Annotated in this window: 14 protein-coding genes and 2 pseudogenes; 9 read left to right on the top strand and 7 right to left on the bottom strand. The window is 67.0% G+C overall.

What is annotated here, in order from left to right; translation table 11 throughout:
* Positions 1-313: 313 nt before the first annotated feature.
* Together OG199_RS44420 and OG199_RS44415 are read left to right on the top strand one after the other, a co-directional pair.
* The gene (locus OG199_RS44420; protein WP_331728040.1) at positions 314-1,054 is read left to right on the top strand and encodes an ABC transporter ATP-binding protein; all 741 of its coding nucleotides are present in this window, start codon (positions 314-316) and stop codon (positions 1,052-1,054) included.
* A gap of 1 nt (position 1,055) precedes the next feature.
* The gene (locus OG199_RS44415) at positions 1,056-2,363 is read left to right on the top strand and encodes a hypothetical protein (RefSeq protein ID WP_331728037.1); all 1,308 of its coding nucleotides are present in this window, start codon (positions 1,056-1,058) and stop codon (positions 2,361-2,363) included.
* A 306-nt stretch (positions 2,364-2,669) separates the two neighbouring features.
* Here OG199_RS44415 and OG199_RS44410 read toward each other — a convergent pair whose 3' ends face one another.
* The 3 genes from OG199_RS44410 to OG199_RS44400 form a co-directional block, all read right to left on the bottom strand.
* The gene (locus OG199_RS44410) at positions 2,670-3,509 is read right to left on the bottom strand and encodes an N-acetyltransferase (RefSeq protein WP_331728034.1); all 840 of its coding nucleotides are present in this window, start codon (positions 3,507-3,509) and stop codon (positions 2,670-2,672) included.
* A gap of 547 nt (positions 3,510-4,056) precedes the next feature.
* A complete protein-coding gene (locus tag OG199_RS44405) occupies positions 4,057-4,434 on the bottom strand; it encodes a DUF6009 family protein (RefSeq protein WP_331728031.1) in 378 nt (125 codons plus the stop codon).
* A gap of 200 nt (positions 4,435-4,634) precedes the next feature.
* Positions 4,635-6,176, bottom strand: coding sequence for a phage/plasmid primase, P4 family (locus OG199_RS44400; protein ID WP_405834950.1), 1,542 nt, complete (start codon positions 6,174-6,176; stop codon positions 4,635-4,637).
* A 1,710-nt stretch (positions 6,177-7,886) separates the two neighbouring features.
* Between OG199_RS44400 and OG199_RS44395 the strand changes: the two genes are divergently transcribed.
* From OG199_RS44395 to OG199_RS44385, 3 genes and pseudogenes are all read left to right on the top strand, one after another.
* Positions 7,887-8,168 carry a hypothetical protein gene (locus OG199_RS44395; RefSeq protein WP_405834948.1) on the top strand — a complete coding sequence of 94 codons (282 nt, stop codon included), beginning with the start codon at positions 7,887-7,889 and terminating at the stop codon, positions 8,166-8,168.
* Positions 8,169-9,150: 982 nt separating this feature from the next.
* Positions 9,151-10,377, top strand: a complete 1,227-nt coding sequence (locus OG199_RS44390; RefSeq protein WP_405834946.1) for a hypothetical protein — start codon at positions 9,151-9,153, stop codon at positions 10,375-10,377.
* A gap of 185 nt (positions 10,378-10,562) precedes the next feature.
* Positions 10,563-10,897, top strand: a pseudogene (locus tag OG199_RS44385) (aldehyde dehydrogenase family protein); the annotation flags it as partial.
* Between the two features lie 367 nt (positions 10,898-11,264).
* Here OG199_RS44385 and OG199_RS44380 read toward each other — a convergent pair.
* The gene (locus OG199_RS44380; RefSeq protein WP_331728022.1) at positions 11,265-11,693 is read right to left on the bottom strand and encodes a hypothetical protein; all 429 of its coding nucleotides are present in this window, start codon (positions 11,691-11,693) and stop codon (positions 11,265-11,267) included.
* A 643-nt stretch (positions 11,694-12,336) separates the two neighbouring features.
* Here OG199_RS44380 and OG199_RS44375 point away from each other — a divergent pair.
* From OG199_RS44375 to OG199_RS44360, 4 genes and pseudogenes are all read left to right on the top strand, one after another.
* A pseudogene (locus tag OG199_RS44375) lies at positions 12,337-12,816 on the top strand (YceI family protein); the annotation flags it as partial.
* Between the two features lie 196 nt (positions 12,817-13,012).
* Positions 13,013-13,447, top strand: a complete 435-nt coding sequence (locus OG199_RS44370) for a universal stress protein (RefSeq protein ID WP_331728019.1) — start codon at positions 13,013-13,015, stop codon at positions 13,445-13,447.
* Positions 13,448-14,042: 595 nt separating this feature from the next.
* On the top strand, positions 14,043-14,483 hold the full coding sequence (locus OG199_RS44365) for an SsgA family sporulation/cell division regulator (protein ID WP_331728016.1): 441 nt from the start codon (positions 14,043-14,045) through the stop codon (positions 14,481-14,483).
* A gap of 459 nt (positions 14,484-14,942) precedes the next feature.
* Complete coding sequence (locus OG199_RS44360) at positions 14,943-15,482, top strand: hypothetical protein (protein WP_331728014.1); 540 nt, start codon at positions 14,943-14,945, stop codon at positions 15,480-15,482.
* Between the two features lie 157 nt (positions 15,483-15,639).
* Here the strand turns inward: OG199_RS44360 and OG199_RS44355 are convergent, their stop codons facing one another.
* Genes OG199_RS44355 through OG199_RS44345 form a run of 3 tightly spaced genes read right to left on the bottom strand, consistent with a single transcriptional unit; the run spans position 15,640 to position 18,550 of the window.
* Positions 15,640-16,041 (bottom strand): DUF6009 family protein, encoded by a 402-nt coding sequence (locus OG199_RS44355; RefSeq protein ID WP_266944159.1) that lies wholly within the window; start codon positions 16,039-16,041, stop codon positions 15,640-15,642.
* Complete coding sequence (locus OG199_RS44350) at positions 16,038-17,561, bottom strand: phage/plasmid primase, P4 family (protein ID WP_331728009.1); 1,524 nt, start codon at positions 17,559-17,561, stop codon at positions 16,038-16,040. Before OG199_RS44350 ends, OG199_RS44355 begins: the two co-directional genes overlap by 4 nt.
* Entirely contained in the window at positions 17,558-18,550 is a 993-nt protein-coding gene (locus tag OG199_RS44345) for a bifunctional DNA primase/polymerase (RefSeq protein ID WP_405835041.1), read from the bottom strand. Before OG199_RS44345 ends, OG199_RS44350 begins: the two co-directional genes overlap by 4 nt.
* Between the last annotated feature and the right edge of the window lie 498 nt (positions 18,551-19,048).

The following is a 19,048-nucleotide window of genomic DNA, read 5'->3' as shown; positions in this document are numbered from 1 at the left end:
TCCGTGCCCACCCCGGACAACGCAGGTTGACGCCGGAAATGACACATGGCGGGCCGTCGGCGCCCATCATCCCGACCGGATGCCAGGCGCTCATCCCGTCCGGCGGATCGGCGTCCCGGCTCTGCCGCCCCGTGCGGACAGGATTGCGGCAGCAGGGCATGACCAACCGGAAGTCGACCGCTCGTTCAGGTGAGTGCGGCCGGTCGCGGCGGGTACGGCGGCGGCCCCGTAGGGGGAACGTCCCCCTGGGGATGGAGACACGACACACTGCGGAATGACGTACTCACACCTTCCGCCCGTCAGGATCACATACATGAGCGAACACCTCCTCGAAATACGCAACCTCAACAAGGTGCTGCCTGCGGGCCCCGATCAGACCCCGGCCACGGTGCTGAGGGGAATCTCGCTCGACGTCGCCCGTGGCGAGTTCGTAGCCATCGTCGGCCGCAGCGGCTCCGGGAAGTCCACGCTGCTGTATTGCATGGCCGGACTGGAGCTGCCCACCGAGGGGAGGGTCAGCCTGCTCGGTCAGGACCTGGCCCACCTCGACCGGAAGGCTCAGGCCCGGCTGCGACGTGATCACGTCGGCTTCGTATTCCAGTCGTACAACCTGATTCCCTCACTCACGGCCTGGGAGAACGTAGCGCTCCCCGCCCGTCTCGCCCGCCGCAAGGCCGACCAGAGCAGGGTCGACGCTGCCCTGGCGGCGGTCGACCTGAGCGCGCAGGCCCGGCAGAAGCCCGCGACGCTGTCCGGCGGGCAGCAGCAGCGGGTGGCCCTCGCTCGAGTCTTCGCCATGCGCCCCGACGTCGTGTTCGCCGACGAACCGACCGGAGCCCTGGACACCGAGGCAGGAGCGCAGGTCCTGAATCTCCTGAGGGACACTGCGACCGACGGCTGCTCGGTGGTGATGGTGACGCATGACCTGCAGGCGGCCGCGCGCGCCGACCGGGTCCTGGTCCTCAGAGACGGCGCCGTCCAGCACGAGTTGCACCACCCCAGCGCCGCCGAGGTCTTCGACGCCGTCGCACTCCGCGAAGACGAGGTGGTCTGACATGTGGCGACTGGTCCTCGGCGATCTCATCGAGAGCCTGCGGATCTGGGTGGGCGCCGCGCTGGTCGCCGCCGTGGCCGCTGTCGTCGGCGCGGTGGTCGTCGGTGACATCCAGACCGCCCTCGCAGTGGGTGGCACCGCCGGCCTGGCCCTGTACGGCATCAGCGGCACCGTCATCCTCTTCACAGCGGTGTCGACGGTGGTCGTCCTCGGCTCGATCACCAACCTGGCGGTCACTCTGCACCAGCGCTCCTACGCCCTGTGGCAGCTGGTCGGCCTCGTACCGGGTCAAGTCCGTACGGTGGTACAGGTACAGATCGCTCTCATGGCTCTCCTGGGCGGTGCCGCCGGGTCCGTGATCGCGGTACCCCTGTTGAAGCCGTTGTTCGCGTTCTGCTTCGCCGATGTTCCCCAGCTGCGCGGCCTGACGCCCGTCTACAGCCCGGCCGCGGCCATGTCCGTCATCGCCTATGTCCTGCTCACGGTGCTCGTCGGGGGTGCGCGCGGTGCCCGCCGCGCCGGCCGGACACCCGCCATTCAGGCCTTGCGCGATCCTGAGCTGCCCAGCCGGGGAATGAGCGCGACGCGCTGGATCACCTGTTCCGCCCTCGTCCTCGTGCTGTCCAGCATCGTCATCGGCCTGCCCGGTACGGATCCCGACAAGGCGGCGACGTCGCTCATGCTCATCGGGCCGCTGAGCGCGGCATTCCTGTCTGCCCTCAGCCCGGTGTTCATGGCACGGCTGCTGCGTGCCTGGACCGCGGTCGTCCCCGCGTCGCTGTCCAGCTGGTGGCACCTCGCCCGTCAGGCCGCAGTGCACCGCGCCACCCAGAGCGCAGCGGTGATCAATCCCCTCGTCCTGGCCATGTCCCTGGCCGGAGGTCTCTACGCCTCTCAGGGCACGGCTTCGAGCGGAGGCACCCTTTCGGCCGGGGGGGTCGTGCTGCTTCTGGGAGGGCCAGTGCTGCTGTCCCTCACGGGAGCGACGGTGACCCTGTTCATGGCAGGCCGGCAACGCAATCATGAGGTGGCGCTTCTCCTCGTCAGCGGTGGAACGTCCACGACAGTGGTGGCTGCCGCCGTCGCCGAGGCGGTGATCTACGCGGTCACGGCCACCGTTCTCGCCGTTCCGACCGTGATCGCCACCGGACTCATCGGTGCCTGGGCACTGCGCGTGCCGCCCTCCTTCGGGCTCGGCGCGGTTGCTGTGGTTGCGGTCACGGGACTCGTTCTGGTCCTGTGCTCCGAAGTGTTGTCGGCGCACTTGGCCCTGCGCAGGAATGTCATACGCGCGCTCGCCACGGAATGAGGTACTCCTCTCGACCAGCGCCTTGGCGCACCGTGGTCGGGCGTCGGCATGGGCACCCGGCGCGCCGGGGACACCAATGCAGCGTGCCAGTGGGCGTGAGTTCCCGGGCCAGGGACACGATCCGTGCCGACGGACGCGGCGAGTACGTGGAATCGAACAGGATCGGTCAGCCGGCGATCGTCCACCGGCGGAAGTGCGATCGCTCAGGGAGACGTGCCCGCGTACGAATGGGTACGGCTGCGTCTCTTCGGGCAGCTCCAGCAGGAGGGAGGGCGCGGGCCGCACGGCCTTCCTGCTTGGCTTCGACTATGCGTGCCAGAGCCAGGTGAGCCGCTCGTAGAGCGGTTCGAACCCGGCCCTCAGCATGTTGTGGAGAGACGTGTTGTGGTCGCCGGGGCCTTCCGCTCCGGTTTCGGCGACGAGCCATCGGCAACCTGCAGCCAGGGCCGCCCGGGCGCGAGCCGTGAGCAGTGCCGACTGGGCGCCGCGCCCGCGGCCCTCGGGGAGGGTCGCTCCGCCGAACATGTTCGCGCAAAGTCCGTTGAGGAAGACACTTCCGACCGCGATGATGCGCTCGCCTTCCCACACCGCGTACTGCCGCCAGTTAGGCCTGCCCACGCTCGACGCAGCCATGTCGATCATGCCCGGCGTCGTGAACCCGAAAGTGGTCATCATGACGGTGGCCCATTCGTAAGCGTGGTGGGACTCGACCATCTCCACACGGAGGCTAGGGTCGAGCGCCGCAACACCGTCCGTCGCGGAGAGTGCGCTTTCGATGTCGCATCCCAGCTTGACGAGACGATTGCCTGGGCCCAGGTTCCATTCATCGGCGGTTGCGGCCCAGTCCGGAGGTAGCAACGACGGCGCAACCATGAGCGCCCCCTGAAGTAGGCCCCGCTCACGATAGAAGTCGCACACCTGCGCCAGGACGTCTACGGTGATCGGCTCATCTGTCCCGAATCCTCCGGCCCTGTTGAAGAAGCGACTCGTATCCTCCCGGATCGCCAGCGCCAGCGCCGACCCCGCACGCAGGGAGTCGATACCCAGCGCCTCTCGCACCGGTGCCGCAGCCCCTGTCACAAAGTCCACGTACGCCCGTATCTCGGTCTGCTCGGCGAGCACGAACGGCGGCACGGTGGTCGTCATGCCACTTCTCCCATCTCTCGGGTGTGTACAAGTCCAGAAGGGCTACGGCGAGAGGGGGGATTCCCCACGTTCCCAGTGGCCTCTACCGCACTGCGTTGCGTCAGGCTTCTGGGGGTGTATCTCACATGTGAAGCGGAGAAGGCAAACGAAGTCATAGGTGTGACCACCACCCCGGTACGTCGATTGCATCGAGCCGAGCACGTCCGTCCCCGGAGACGGGGAAGGGGTTGGGGGTGCTTGGGAGGGCAGGTGCTACCCAACCGCGGCCGCCGTCTCCATGAGTCCTTGTCCGCCTCCGGGCCCCTCGGGGTGATCTGGAAGGGTGGGGACCGAACTGGACCGCGACGAGAGCGCGGTGCGAGAGGCCGAGAAGCAACTCCGGGGTCGCCGATGTCTTCCGATACAGCTTCTTCGCAGCGTCCGTACTGCACCAGGGAGCCGCGGGCCGACCGGTCCCGTGGGGGCTGATGCGGCCGCACCGCGAGTGTCGCTAGGGGTCAGGCCGGGAACGCAACAGGCGACGCGGCCCGGACCCTCGGTGAGGCTTTCAGCGAACACGGATCGCGCCGAGGCCGAACTGGGAGCGGACTGTCTTCATTCCGGGCCGCCGCGGCGCGATGGTGCGGGGATCGATCGCTTCGCCGGGCGAGCCCTCCCGATACAGGCCTTGGGGAAGGGTGTCCCGGTCATGGGGAAGCAGAAAGAAGATCCGGCGGCGGTACTGTCCGCTGTCCGGGTCAGGCATGGCCCGGGTGCCCAGGAGAACGTAGCCGACCATGCGTCCGTCCCGCCCGTAGGGCGGTTTGCTCGCTCTGCGCCGGGTCTTGTCGAGCGTCTGACGGACGTAGTCCAAGTGGTCGAGACCCTCCAGCCACACCACTTCTTCCTCGTCGAGCAGGTCGCTTTCGGTCAACAGCGAGCTCATGGGCCGCGGCCTCTCCTTTGTCGGCGTGCTCCGCAGGGTGAAACGCGGCCCGGGGCGGCTGTGACGGCTGCGGCCCGCGCAGAGGCCCACGGTACGGAGCGCAGGAAGCGTATGTGATCAGTGGGGCTCGGCGTCATCTTAGATCCCGGCGACGTCCCGGCAAGGGATCTGTCGCCGGCACCTGTTCCTGCGCGCGGCACTCATCCGGGTTCCCTCAGCTTGATGCCGGGGTAGTACTTCCGGCCGTTCGACTTGATCATGTCGGCGGGGGAGGTGGCACCGATCTCCTGCCGGACCCGATGGGCGAAGGCACGGGGGGTGACGGGGCCGACATCCTCCTCCGCGTGACACCAGGCGGTGTACTGCGCGTACAAGGCGCCCTGCTCCACCCGCAGTTCCGGGGCGGCCCCCCTGGACCTGGTGCAGCGCTCGGTCAGGAAGCGCCCGATGTGGTCTTCGCAATGCTCGTAGTCACTCGTGGCCGTGTGAACCCGCTCCGGCCCGTCCAGGGGATCCCTCGTAGCGAGGTACCGCCGGGCCCCCTCGATCAGCCACTGCAGGATTCCGGGCCCTTCGTCCCGGACCAGTTCGAGAGCCAGGTTGCCGATCCTGCGTTCGGCCGGGACGGTGCGGGTGAAGGGGAGAAGGCGGATGCGGCGCCAGAAGGCGTAGCCGCCCGTCGACACTTCGGGACGGTGGTTGCCCAGCAACCACAGGTGATGGGTGGGGGAGAAGGAGAAGTAGTCCTGACGCATGCGTCGGGCCTTGATCATGTCGCCGCCCGTCAGGAGGCGGACGCGTGCTTCGTCGAACCTGTCGCTGGGCCTGAGTTCACTGCAGACGATCAGGCGGCGGCCATGGAGCTCGGTGAGCTCGGTGGAGTGTTCGGCGACGGCGCCCCGGTCCATCAGGAAGCCGGGCGGGGCGGCGTCCGCGTAGTCGCCCAGGATCTGGATCATGGTGTCCATCAGAACCGACTTGCCGTTCTTGCCCTCACCGTGCAGGAACGGCATCACCTGCGCGCCGACGTCCCCGGTGATCGAGTATCCCAGCAGCAGGTGGACGAAGTCGATCATCTCCCGACCGTCGGCGTCCTCACCGAAGGTGTCGGACAGGAACCGGTGCCAGCGAGGGGTCGCCATGTAGAGCGGGGCCACCGAGGTGGCCCGGGAGTGGAAGTCCCGGACCGGCTCCGCGGGGCGCACCCGCCCGCTGAACAGATCGACGATCCCGGCTGGCGTGCACAGGGCGTAGGGGTCGCCGTTGAGCCGGTCGGGATCCAGGGAGAGGCCGGGGGAGTTCCTCGCCTGGCACAGGAGGGCCTTCAAGCCGGCCGTGGACAGCGTGCGCCGCTTGTGCGCGGCCACCTCGCGATCGTCGAAGACACCTCGTGGGTCGCGGTCGGGCAGTTGCTCCGCCATGTCGCCGGCAGCCCACAAAGCGGCCTTCTCCGCACCGCCGCGCCGCCAGCGGCAGCCGTCCCACATGAACCAGCCCAGCCCCTCGACGTGCTTGAACCGGTCGTGATGCAGCTCGGCGAAAAGCCGGGCGTTACCCCGGTCGGAAAGCGTCGACGGCAGACGGTGCCCGGCGTACTGCCGGGTCTGGGTGTCGCCTGATTCTGGCCTGCTGGGCAGGGGGCGGGCCGTCTCCACCAGTACTGATGCGGTGCTTTCCGCGGTTGGGTATGGGCTCGGGAAGCTGGAGCGGCTCGGACTGGGCCTCGGTGCGGTGCTGTTCATCGGCGCCACGAAATGCCGCGTGGCTCTGCCTGTCCCACGGAACTGCGGGCGTCCTGGAGCCACGATCGACGGGGCCGTCGGGCGCAGTCGCCCCGCCGGACGTTTGCCGGGGTCAGGGCCAGGACCGGCAAGCCCTCACCGAGGGCGATGCGGCTCGTGACCTGTTTTCTGCGGAACATGTTCCCTCCCTCACCAGATGCGTGGGAGATGTGCTGGCGTGGCACGCGGTAGTCCTAGTCACGTCGATGTCGGGTGTCGACTGTTCGGCATCCGACGGGGTTCGGTTCAGGGACCAAAGGGACTGCGTTGCAGAAGTGTAGGGCCGGTCGACACTCAAGTGTGCCCCAGGTATCTCAAGAAACGTGTGTTCACAAGCTGTTCGCACACTGGTAGGGGTTTCCTCTCGTCACTTGTTTCGCGTCTCCGGGAATCGACATAGTGCTGCGGTACCGCCCGAGAGGTGTTTGTCCAACCTTGCCGTGTGCGTCCCGGGCAGCATGCGACGTGGAACCAAGATCGTCCGGCGCGTGATCGGCTGCGGGAACATTTCGCCAGCCAGGGGCAGCGGGCCAGTTCCACCCGTCCCTGTGCCGCTGCGCGTTCCAAGCGGGTATCTCTGCTGCCGCTGAGGCCCGCGGCATGAAACCTGCCGCACATGCACGTGTGCAACCCTTCATGATCAGAAACGCAACGACCACTCCCGTCCGGGTATTTCCGACGGTCAGCGCCTGTGTTAGCCTGCGCTGGCGCTCGCACATGTCTTCGGACCGCAGCCACCGGATTTTTTCACCACTCCGCTTCCACTCAGCAGGTCTCCTGCGAGGACAGCGGAACGATCCCGGCACATGTGTGCTCAGAGTTCCCCTTGCACATCCGCTGACAGGTCGGGCGGCAAACCGCGATGACGAAGTGGGATACATGAGTGTCAACCAGGCACCGCGGCCGAACGAGGGTGCACCATCGGCGCCCCACGCGGAAAAATTCCTGCCGGGGGCACGGCAGGAAACCAACGAGCCGCCTCTGTGGGGCGAGGAGCTTCCGTGGGTAGACGAGGTCGGGGCGCCTGAGCCCTCACCCGTCGCCCCAAGCCCCTCGCACGGCACGCCTGCGGGCGTCCGGTCCGCCCGGCCCGAGGAGCTGGCACCCGCCGACCCAGTCCCGGTCTCGGGGCCGGCTGTGTCCGGGCCGTCCGAGCTGAGGTCGGAGCCCGCCAGCGCCTCCGTATCTCAACTGACCCCCGCCGGACCGGCACCGGCCGACGACGCTCAAGCCGCCGGAATTCCTCGCAGACGTGGGCGCGCACGAACGGCCATGCTGACCGCCGCGACGTGCGTCGGAATCGTCGTGGTGGCCACGGCACTAATTTCCGGACGGGCCGGCGGCGACGAGTCAGGAGAAGCGGCAGCGACACGGAGCGCCGTTCCCTATGAGGAGACACGCACGTCGGCAGGTGCTGAAGGCTCAGCGACGCGCTCATCCACGCCCCACCCGGCCCGCACGGGCGACCACTCCTCTGCCTCCCCCCAGGCAAGTACCCTTTCAGGCCCGGGCGCGAGCGCCACACCGGTGGAGGCGTCGACACCGATCCACGCCGCACCTGCCGCCTCCCAGACCCGCCCGGGATCGACCGCGGCGCCCGGCTCCACTCCGGCTCCAACGGCGAAGCCCTACGTCATCCAGGCCACTCGGGTCATCCGGCCGGGGCAGTCCGTGCCGTACGGCAAAGCCACCCTGGCCATGACACCGTCCGGCGACCTCGTCGTCACCGACGAGCGGAACGTGACCCGCTGGTCCGCGCACACCGCGGGCTCGGACCTCCAGACGGTGTTTCAGGACGACGGCCTCCTGGCCGTCTACGACCCACATGGCGACGTCCACTGGTCGTCGCACACCAACGGCCATCCAGGAGCAGTCCTAGTGATCACCTACGACGGAAACGTGCAGATCCGGCTCGAAGAAACCGTGCTGTGGCAGACGGGGACCGGTCATTGAACCAGCACGCGAGGCGAAGCACGCCGTGCGCGCGGCTTCGCCCCGGCAGGCACACGGACTGCGGGAAGCGACCGGCACACCGGTGACAGCCCCACGATCGAGCACGCGGACACGGTCAGAGACCCTGCGTATGGCGGCCCGGCGTGCCGGTGACGCCTGGCTGGTCCACCCCGTCGGCGCGGTGGACCAGCGTTCGTACATATACGCGACTGGGCTGGCGCGTGACTCCGAGTTCACCCTGGTGGTGATCGACATTCCGGAGGACGCTCCACCGGACGTCCTGGACGCCGTCGTGCGCGCTCTGCCGCCCGGCAGAAAGGGTCTGCGTCTTCTCTTCGGTCGAGTCCCTGCGGGTGGTGGCGCACAGGCCGCCCAGTGGCTGGCCACCCGGACGGGACGGGACGTGGTGACGGCGGAAGGCCGTCCGTGGCCCACCGCCGAGGGCGCATTGTTCATCAGCCCGGACAGGGGCTCAGGATGGACCCGCCACACTCCGAGCGGTGACACGGAGTGGGTGGCCTGGCGCTTTCCGTGCCCCGCCTGGGAAAACGACCTCCGTGGCATGCCCGCGTCCATCTCAGAGTGGACGCGCGCCGAACCCCTTCCGGCCGGCCTGTGGCTTCGGCCGAGCAAGACGCCGGACTCGCTCCCAGAGCACCGCTCGTTCCTCGTGACGCGTGTGCGGAGCAGACCGGACGCGCTCACCGTGGTCGTAGGAGTTCCCGGTGCCGTCGCCGTGCCTCTCGCGGACATCGCCCGGTTCTGGACGTCCTTGCCTGAACATCTGCGCCCTCACACGTGGTTCAGCTGTTTCGGCCCAGTCGTCCTCCCGGCCGGCGCATCGTTCGGGGAGGCGCTGGCCGCCACGGTCAGCGGGACGATCCGGTCGTACACCGGGCTCCCCGTCTGCTCCACGGACCGCAGCCCTGCTGACGATCCCGTCGTCGTGGTCCGCCCCGACGGTACGCCGAGCCGACCGCTGATGACCCGAGAAGTGGTTCACTTCCCGCCGACCCGTGACGGAGCGTCGAACTCCACCCCGGTCATCACGGATCACCGATGGCCGGTCGACACCCTGCCGCTGATCCGTCCCGGCGTGCATCAGCACGGCCCGGACGTGGTGGTGGAAGTCCTGCGCTGCGGCTTGTGGGTACGTGGTGCGGCCGAACCCGCGCACGCCGGGCCCCGCACCCTGCCGGTGGACGAGTCGCACGAGAGGGTCCTGTACGACGACGGTGATCCCCGGACCGCTCCGGCGCTGCGGCAACTCGCCCAGGACATCGCGCTCCGGGTGACCGCCGACTACTCCGTCCCCGTTGAAGTGTCCGGCGTGCACCTCGAGGCGCCGGGGAGCCGACCTGCGCCACTCGGCGACTTCCCCCTCGCCGTCCGGCCCACAGCGGCACCGACCGTCTCCGTCGAAGACTTCGCGCCAGCCCGGCCGGCGGCCGCAGAAGCCGGTTCCCTCACCGTCGATGACCAGCTCCGCGCTACCTGGAGCGAAGCGTACGAGCCGTGTGTCGTTTTCGCCCAGGAGCTGCTACGTCGGCACCCCGCTCTGCGCGGTGATCAGTCACCCGAGGAGGCAGCCCGGGAGCTGGCGGCTCTGCGTCTGTACCTGCTGCATGACGGGCATCCCCTTGTCGCCTCGGCGCTCGATGCCGACGACGGCCTGGCGGATGAGCTCGGTCGGCGGCTGACGTCGGGGCTGCGCAAACTCCCCGCCTTCACCGGGCCCGTCACCTTGCGAGTCCAACTTGCCGACAACGACCTGGCACGGTATGCGGCACACAGCACGGCCACAGCGACGGACTGGTGCGCGGGCACCATCTCCGGGTGGCCAGGCCGACGCGGTAACACGGACTTGGTCATCCTCTCTACCGCAGGGCGCCGCACGGCCCTTCTGGAGGCCGGCGACCCGGACGTCGTGCTCTTCCCGCCTGGAACCCGTTTTGCGAGGCTGCGGGCGGAGAGGGGACAACGCAACGCCGTATTGCTGCGCGAACTCGACGGGCCTGCGGCAGCCGCATGCGATTCGTCAGCCGATCGTCGAGCGGTCCAACAATTGAGACGTGCCCTCACCGCTTGGCGCAAGGACGAGAGCTTCGACGTAGTGCGCACGGGCACGCTGAGCGCACTTCTCAGGGCGCCCACCCCGAGCATGATTACTCGGAACCCGGCCGACAAGGCAGGGACGGCCTCGGGCTGAGGGATACCCCAGTCGCCGCGGCGCGCCAGCCGTCGGGCTCCACCGCTGTGCAGACTTGGGAAGGGATGTGTCGAAAGACATCCCGCCGGTGATGCACCGTAAGGCGTCCTGGAAGTGCGCGCCGGTCCTCACCATGTCGTCCAGAGCCGCGAGCGTCGCCAGCTTGTACGCCAGGACCGCGCTACTACGTGGCCCGCACCCTCTTGGCCGATGTCGACAACTCCATGCGGATCCCGCAGGAGAAGATCTCGGCCCGGTGCTCGTGGTCATCCCCTTCGACGACGCCGTCCATCCCGTCCGCATCGCCAACGGCTCCCCCTACGGCCTGGGCGGCGGCTGGACCGCCAGTCCCGCGCCCTGGACATCGCCCGGAACGTGCGCACCGGAACGTTCTCCATCACCGGCGCCCCGTTGTCCGTGAGACGGACCCTTTGGAGGATTCAAGAACAGCGGCATCGGAAGGGAGTTCGGCACGGTCGGCCTCGGCCAGTACGTCGAGTACAAGACCATCGCCGGCTGACCGCGCGACGGACAGGCCCCACGGGGGCACGCGCTCTGGCGAGGGATGCCTCACCTGTCGTCTCGCGAGTCGCCGCAGAGAGGGTCGGGTGCGCGGCGACGCCGGGGACTTGGCGGTCCTCTCCGACTTTCCGCCACACGGCACTGGGCGGCCGTGCCGGCAGTGGCACACGCACCCGGCACCCAGCACCGCTGACGGGCAACCCTTTGACTGGTCTCATTCTCGGTACGACGGCGTGGATCCCGTGTAAAGGCATCCTTCAGGGCTGCGCGGGTGTCGGTTTCAGGCCGCGGATGCGCCGGCGTGATCTCACCGGATCGCGGTGGCTGCCTGGGCCCCGGGCCGGCCCAGTAAGCCGGCAGCCCGCCTAGCGCGGCATGTAAGGCGGCGTGGGGTCGGTGCCCCACGTCTGCACGGTGAACCACGGGTTCGTGGTGGTGCCCTTGGCGCGGATCAGCGTGGCCGGTGAATCCGTCGACTCGTCGGCACCGCCGACGAGAAAGCTCTGATCCGGCTGCGTGTTCCAGATGCCGTACAGCTCCGCCAGAATGTTGTTCGCCGGCACGGCGAACGTCTGACACGTGCCCTCAGGCACGGTGGCACTGCGGCCCTGCACCTGGTAATCCTCGTCGTACCACTTCAGGTACGAAGCGAAGTTCCCGTTCGAGCACACCTCGACATGCCCTCTGCCGATCGCCGCCGAAGCGGTCCCGGAGGTGGCGAGCACCGCGGCCAACACGAGTCCGGTTCCGACGGCGCCCAGTGCCGTCCGCCGTCCGATTTTTGACAAAGTCATGTGACGTCCTATCTCTACCGGAAGTTCTGCGACATGGCGCATAGAGCCGACCACCACACCGAGATGTTCCGGAGGTGGCTGGTCGGGCGCCGAGCGTAACCGACTCCTAGATACGTGTGTCGCCTTTTTTGGTCAACAACTGACCTTCATTACAAGTCAGTTGAGCTGATGACCACATCCGTCGAGATACGTTTGAAGGTTGCGTGCTAGGGAGATCCTGTACCGACCCTGAGCGACGGGGCGTGGGGGCTGAATCGGCTGTGCCACGCCGTAGGACCGTACGATTGGCCGCCGCATCAGGTCTGCACGACATAAGCCGGCAGCCGTCGGCGTCCTTGGCCGCGAACAGAGAGGGCCCGGAGTGCTTGGCGATGGAGTCGGGATGCGGCGTCCACAACGTCCGCAAGCGCGCGTCGGCCGCGGCGTAACTGCCGGTTGCTCGCAGTAGTCGCCGATTGCCATCCGCGGTGAGGTCGTCTGTCTCGCTCGCGCCTTACGCCCGGCACCCGAACCGATCGGTGCTGCGGCTGGGAATAAAATCAGAGTATCGTTCGGTTTTTATGGGCGTTGCCTTCCGCCCGCGAACAGGGAGTCCAGGATGTCGAACTCAATCCAGGCCGGCACGTGATCGGTCGACCCGAGCAAAAGCACGGCCGCATTCTCCGTCCGCAACATGATCTTCAAAACGGTTCATGGTCGGTTCCCGATCCTGTCCGCCGAAGTCTTGGTAGACGCCGACGGGGCTCCTTCGACCGTCACAGCCACGCTGGACGCTGCCGGCCTCTCGACCGACCATCCGAAGCGGGACACGCATGTACGCGGCGAAGACTTCCTGCATGCGGACGCCCACCCGCACCTCACCTTCCGTTCCACGGCCGTTGTGCCGCAGGAACCGGGTACCTGGCTGGTCAAGGGCCGACTGACCCTGCGCGAGGTCACCAGTGAGATACACCTGACGGTCCGGGCCGAGCAGAACGATGACCAAGCAGCCAAAGTCATCGCAACCACCCCGCTCGACCGGCGGGCTGCGGGGGTACGCTACGGACCGTCGTTCCTGGTCGGCCGGAAGGTGGCCGTGTGCCTCGACTTGAAGCTGCACCGCTCCTCGGAACACGCTGCCTGACCTCGCCGATCACAGCGGCGGAACTCGTACAAGGCCGTCCTTGCGGCTGTACGCGAAGAGTCGCCGAGTGACCGCTGTTGGCGTGCACCGCACACGCGGACGATGCCAACACACGCGTCACCGTTCATGAAGCAGTCACATTGAATTTGGAGCTTGTCCTGCCAGAGCGGGCTGAGCCGACGAAAGAGAACATCGCATGTTCGAACGCATCCTGGTGGCCCTCGACCCGAGCCCCTCGCACGAGTCGGCACTGCGCATGGCCGGCGACCTGGCCCGGTCCACCGGAGCCGAGGTCCGCGTCCTGCACGTCGTTCCGTTCACCGTGGCAGGAGACGCGGTGGTGAGCCTGGAGACCGACGCCGAGGGAACGATGCTCCTCGAGGCAGCGGTGCGCACGCTGCAGGCCTCGGGTCTCAAGGCCGAGGGTCGACTCACACGTGGCGTAACGCAGGTGATACCGCGTCTCATTTCTGACGCCGCCGACGAGTTCGAGGCAGACCTTCTGGTGCTCAGCCCTCATCACCGCGGCTCACTCGCGGCTTTGCTGACCCCCCGAGTGAGCGATGCAGTCGTACACACGAGCGATATCGCAGTCCTACTCGCCCCGGAGCGGCCCGCAGAGCAGGAGTGACAAAGGACACAGATGTCGACACGGATCGCGATACAGGCACACCGAGCCACTACCCCAGGACGGACAGGTGCCTCAAATCTCGCTCTCAGTCAGCGGCTCGACAGGGAACACGACCCGAAGCCTAGTCAGTCGACCTATGCGCCGGTCGTGCCACCACGGAAAGGTGAGTACCACACCCTTCACACCGGCTTCCCGGGAGGATCCATGAAACAGGCCCATCAGGACCAGGCCGCCATGCTGCAGCCAGCGCCTGCGGAGGTCCGGCCGACCGGCTCGGTCCCGCTCACGGGTCTGGAGTCGTTGTTCCCCTCCGCGACACAGGTTCCTGGAACAGGCTAAGTGAAAGTGAACGGCGCGCTTATAGCGGCGTTCCGTGCCTGCTACAGAGCTGCCGCACTGACGTCGCTGGTCTTCCACCCTCGGTGTTCAAGCCTGGCACCACTACACGGACCGTCCGACACGGCGATACCAAGCCAGCCATACGCATGGTCAGTGCGCCGGTTACGAGAGCCGGATCGCTGCTCAGCGTCACGAGCCAGCGTCAAGCGAGATCACCGACGGGTCACCGATGGCAACTTTGCAAAGGAACGGACGCATGGATCAGCAGTGGCTGCAACACCACAGGGAACAACTGACGCTGCTCACCACGCTCCACAACTTGGCGGCACCACCTGAGAGCGCGACCGTCGTCTGTCGCTTCGGGTACGACATGGACAATCCCTACTCCATCCGTCTCAGCCTGGTGAACTCTCCAGGCGACCACGTCACATGGGTTGTGGGCCGCGACCTGCTGCTGGCCGGAACAGAAGAACTCAGCGGGGAGGGCGACGTCAAAATCTGGCCCTCCCGACAGCAAACAGAGACGCCCTCCCTGTACCTGCGGCTGGATCGTCCTCACCGCACCGCTACATTCGCCGGCGAGTTGCATCCAATACGCCAGTGGCTGGAGACGACCTACACGGTGGTGCCCGCGGGCAGTGAAAACCTGCAGATGGACTGGGACACCCTCGCCGCCGACCTGCTGCCGCCCGCATAAAACACTGTACCGGTGAGGTGGGTAGGTGTCGATGCCTGCCACGAAACGGCAGGCCGTAAGGTTCACCTCTGACACGGCGTGCCTTCCGAGGCAGCAGCGGTACCTCGAATCTCTGAAAGACCCGCCAAGACCGGTTGCACACCATGCAGAAGCGCATCAGGGTCCCGGCAGGTTGTGGATGACCGTCACGGAGGGGAATGTTCACAGCGCTCCCCTCCGCCGCCCTCCGTGACGAGGCGGTCGGCACATCCACCGGCGCCCGAGCGACGACGAGACGACGGGCCATCGAGCGACCTCAGGGAACATACGTGTGACACAGAACGCCCTTTTTCCCTTATTGTGTCTTGGGACACTGCTGTCCGGTGTTCCTTGGAAGCCTTTCATCGCTCATCCAACGGCCGCGACGCGGTCCCGTGAGTACGATGCGCAGGGTCATCCATACACAAGGGAGAGAAGGCTGTGCTCAGCAAGTCAGCCAGCACCACGGTGCGGTCACGGTACATAGAGCAAGCCGCGTCGGACCTGGAAGAGAACCGCCGCCAGCAGCAGGACCTGATCGCCCACCTGGACACCCTCCGGCAGGAGGAAAGACTGCTGCTGGACATCCTCAGCCTGGCTGAGGAATCCGCGAGCGTGCCCGAACAGGCACAGGGCGAAGAAGCCTCCGTCTCACCCGTCGCGTCCGGAAGCCCGGTATCACAGACCAGCGCGCCCCGCTCAAGACCGACTCAAACCAAACGGGCCGGCACAGGTGGGCGGCGGCCGGGCAAGGAACACGGTCCTCTCCTCAAGGACCTCCTGCTCGCCCTTCTCAAGGAGCACGTCGAGCCACGACAGGCCGCAGAGCTTCGTGAGGAAGTGATGTCCAAGCATCCTGAGCGCGTTCCGACACCGCAGGTCGTTAGGAACACGCTGGAGGGGCTGGTCGCCAAGGGGCTCATCGAACGGCACAGGCAGGGACGCTCGGTGATGTACACCGTCGTGCCGCCGGGCGACTAGGAGAACAAGAACAGGGCAGCAAGGGACTCCGCCGTCCCCTGAGAGTTCACCTCAGCATCGGCGCCGCCCCTCTGTACCGGGCGGCGCCGCGGCAGAGCATGTCGCGCAGTGCTACGCACCGGGCACCGCAGGCTTAAAGGTGCGGCGCGGGGCGGCTTCACAGCGGAAGCGTTATGCCGAGCTCCCGCATAGCCGTCGACGGAGGCCCGCCCTCGGAGCGCTCCGTCTTGTAGCCCCTGATACGCGCGGCCAGCGTACGGGGGTCCACGGCCTCCGCAGGCGCCCCCTTGGCGTAGAGGCCCGCAGGCTCTGAGTCGCGGTCGTGCGGCAGCAACCAGAAAACACGGCGGCGGAATGTGCCCGAGGAACGCGACGGTTTCGCCGCTGCGCCGAGCAGGGCGTATCCGACCATCCTCCCGTCACGGTGATAAGCCGGTTTTCCCCGGCGGGAGGGCAACCGGTCGAGGCTCTGACGCACGTAATCCAGGTCGTCGATGTCCTCCAGCCAGACGATCTCGGATTCGTCGCTGATCTCGTCATCAGTGATCAGGGAGCTCATGCGGATGCTTCCCTTCCCTCGTCGTTGAGCAGTCCGATACCCGGGTAATACTTGCGCTGGTTGGACAGGATCATCTCCTTGGGTGAGGCGAGGCCTGCGAGTTCACGGGCGCGAGCCGCGAACGCTCTCGAAGACAATGCAGGTGCTCCCTCGGTCTGGCACCAGGACCTGTAGACCGCGTACAGACCTGCCTGCTCCGTTCGTAGTCCAGGGGCCAGGGAGCAACACTCCTCGAAGAAGCGTCCGGTATGGTCCTCCGTTTCGGCATAGGCCGTGGTGGCAATGCGCACCCGCTGGGGGCCAGTGAGATCACGGTCACCCACCAGGTAACGGCGAGCGCCCTCAATTAGCCAGCCCAAGATGCCGGAGCCCTCCTCGGTGACAAGGATGTCGGCCAGGTTGTCGATCTTCCGGTCGTCGGAGACCACTCTCTCGAACGGAATGAGGCGCATACGCCGCCAGAAGGCAAAACCCCCGGTTCCGACCTCGGGGCGGTGGTTACCGAGCAACCACAGCTTGTGCGTCGGCTGGAAGCTGAAGAAGTCCTGCCTCATGCGGCGCGCCTTGATCCTGTCGCCGCCCGTGAGCAGCTTGACCCGGGCCTCGTCGAACCGGTCTCCCGGCTTCACCTCAGAACACACGATGACACGCCGGCCGTGGAGCTCGGCCAGATCCGTGGGATGTCCCTCGTAGGGACGGGACATCAGGAAGCCGGGCGGGGCCGCGTCCGCGTAGTCGCCCAAGAGCTTCATCAACACGTCCAGCAGGACCGACTTGCCGTTCTTGCCGGAGCCGAAGAGGAATGGCAGGACCTGGCCTCCGACGTCACCAGTGATGGAATATCCCAGCAGGAGTTGCAGGTAGCCGATCATCTCGCGGCCCTCGACGTCCTCTCCGAAAGTGTCGGAGAGGAAACGATGCCAGCGTGGAGTGGCCACGTGCTCCAGCCCGACAGAGGTCGAGCGGGAGTGGAAGTCCCTGTTGGGATCGGGTGTTTTCACCACACCCGTCCGCAGGTCGACGATGCCGTCGGGCGTGCACAACGCGTAAGGGTCAGCGTCGAGCAGCGCGGCGTTGAGGACCATGCCCGGAGCCGACTTCGCTTGCGTCAGCATCGCGTTGATACCGGTCGTGGACAGAGCGCGGCGCCGGTGTTGCTGCAGCGCCTGACTGGTGAACAGGCCGCGTGCATCGTGCGTAGCGATATTTTCCGCAAGGTCTCCGGCTGCCCAGAGTACGGTGTCGTCCTCATCGATCTGCCAGCGGGTGGTGTCCCAGCGGTACCAGCCGATGCCTGGTACGTGCCGGTAGTCGTTGGAGTACAGCTTGACGAACAGCTTGGCGTTGCCCCGGTCGGAGAGCGTGTCGGGCAGCAGTCCGGCCGCTGTTGCGTCCACGGCAGCCGTCCCGCGCTCCACCTCACCCTGCGTGGGCAACTGAACGTGACCCTGGCTGCGGATCTGGGCGGCAACCGATGCGGCGTCGAAGTCGAAGAGTGTCTCGTTGCGGGGCGACGTCATGACCGCCCCCCTTGAGTGAATAGCGGCTTGCCGAGGCCGGCGTTTAGTCCACTGCGGATGATCTGCTCGGAGCGCCTTTCCTGGCCTGGGCGCGCCTGGGCTGCGGCCTCCCGCAGAGCTGTCTCGGCCTCTTCCCGAGTCATCCTGTTGGCCGCGACCAGTCCGCCGATGGTGAAGGCTGCACGATTGAGCGCGTCCGAGAAGCCAGCGCCCTCAGACACCTGCGCACAGGCCTGCACTGGGGCGAGGACTGCCGTCAGGGTCCGGGAGAGGCGCTGACGCCCTCCACCGGCCGCGACGACTGCTTGCTGAGCCCTTGGTGGGACGGCACGCGGCGCCGGAACGTTCGGGGCCGGAAGATGGCCGGTGCGCTCCAGTTCCTGTGCCAGCCAGCCAGGAAGAGGGGCCGGCTCCCGCACATCGCCGATGGCGACGTACTCGCCCTGCGCGGTCGTTGTTCCAGGCACGACGATGTACCCGCCGTGTGCCCGCACATCGACCTGCCAGGCCAGCGCCCGGCGTGCGCTGGAACCCGCTGAGCACTGCCAGCGGCGGTTGTCCGTGGCTCGATACCAGACGTGCATGCCTCCGGAGGGGGTTCTGACACGCAAGGTGGTGCAGTCCTCAGCTGGGCTGGGTAGGCCGCGCAGCGCGGCCAGGACGGCGAGGCTGTGGAATCCAGTTTCCAGCCCGGAAAGATCGACGTGGTCCCCGATCGGAATCCCCGGCAGGAGACGGTCGCGGGCCGGGAGCTCGGCATGGTGCGCATCGATGTCGATCACAACCAGTCTCGCGGGGCCGCAGGCGACACCGACCCCAAAGTCCGGATGCTGTCCCCACCAGTGGTCGATCCGTTGTCGGTCCAGGGTGGCCGCGTGGAACCCGTGGCAGGAACGGCCTGCGGGAAGGCATGGGCAAGCATTTGGTTTGTGCGGGGACGTACGGCAGTCAACGCAGTTGGCGGTAGGGGTCTTACGGCCGGGCGCCAGTGGGTGTACGGGCCATCCTCGGCGGGCGCACCAGCGGGCGACGGCCAGCGAGCGACCGTCGCCGACTCGCAGGGTCCCTGGGTCGCTGTGAGGAAACTGCAGCTCAGCAGGCACTAGCACCCCCTATCAGCGACCGAAGCGACTCAATGACGAACACAGACTAGCGAAAGTCCTGAACAGAGACTGGAGGCGCGGGTGAAACACGAGGCGAGACTTGTTGATCGCCCGGCTGGGGCGAACAGCGACTCAGACCAGGGGGCAGCGACTGTGAGCGGCTGAGTCGCTGAGGTAAGGGAATCTTCAAAAAGCCTGTTCAGGAGCAGTTTCCGGATCGCGACAGCGACTGAAGCGACTGAAGGTCTCTATATATTACGCACACACGCACACGCCAATGTCTTCATATACCCCGAACTTGAGTCGCTTGAGTCGCTGCGGTACTACCTCTAAGCTTCTGAGCTGGCAGTCTTCCATCAGCGACCCAGCGACCGAACGTCCGCT

The sequence above is a fragment of the Streptomyces sp. NBC_01176 genome (genome assembly GCF_045039825.1).
GTDB lineage: Bacteria > Actinomycetota > Actinomycetes > Streptomycetales > Streptomycetaceae > Streptomyces.
The sequence above is the reverse complement of the archived record's forward strand: the minus strand, read 5'-3'. Positions and strand labels throughout refer to the sequence as shown.

Bases quoted from the DNA above. Each gene is read 5' to 3' on its own strand.
- OG199_RS44420 (WP_331728040.1), top strand. From the start codon at position 314: ATGAGCGAACACCTCCTCGAAATACGCAACCTCAACAAGGTGCTGCCT.
- OG199_RS44415 (WP_331728037.1), top strand. From the start codon at position 1,056: ATGTGGCGACTGGTCCTCGGCGATCTCATCGAGAGCCTGCGGATCTGG.
- OG199_RS44410 (WP_331728034.1), bottom strand. From the start codon at position 3,509: ATGACGACCACCGTGCCGCCGTTCGTGCTCGCCGAGCAGACCGAGATA.
- OG199_RS44405 (WP_331728031.1), bottom strand. From the start codon at position 4,434: ATGAGCTCGCTGTTGACCGAAAGCGACCTGCTCGACGAGGAAGAAGTG.
- OG199_RS44400 (WP_405834950.1), bottom strand. From the start codon at position 6,176: ATGAACAGCACCGCACCGAGGCCCAGTCCGAGCCGCTCCAGCTTCCCG.
- OG199_RS44390 (WP_405834946.1), top strand. From the start codon at position 9,151: ATGACCCGAGAAGTGGTTCACTTCCCGCCGACCCGTGACGGAGCGTCG.
- OG199_RS44380 (WP_331728022.1), bottom strand. From the start codon at position 11,693: ATGACTTTGTCAAAAATCGGACGGCGGACGGCACTGGGCGCCGTCGGA.
- OG199_RS44370 (WP_331728019.1), top strand. From the start codon at position 13,013: ATGTTCGAACGCATCCTGGTGGCCCTCGACCCGAGCCCCTCGCACGAG.
- OG199_RS44365 (WP_331728016.1), top strand. From the start codon at position 14,043: ATGGATCAGCAGTGGCTGCAACACCACAGGGAACAACTGACGCTGCTC.
- OG199_RS44355 (WP_266944159.1), bottom strand. From the start codon at position 16,041: ATGAGCTCCCTGATCACTGATGACGAGATCAGCGACGAATCCGAGATC.
- OG199_RS44350 (WP_331728009.1), bottom strand. From the start codon at position 17,561: ATGACGTCGCCCCGCAACGAGACACTCTTCGACTTCGACGCCGCATCG.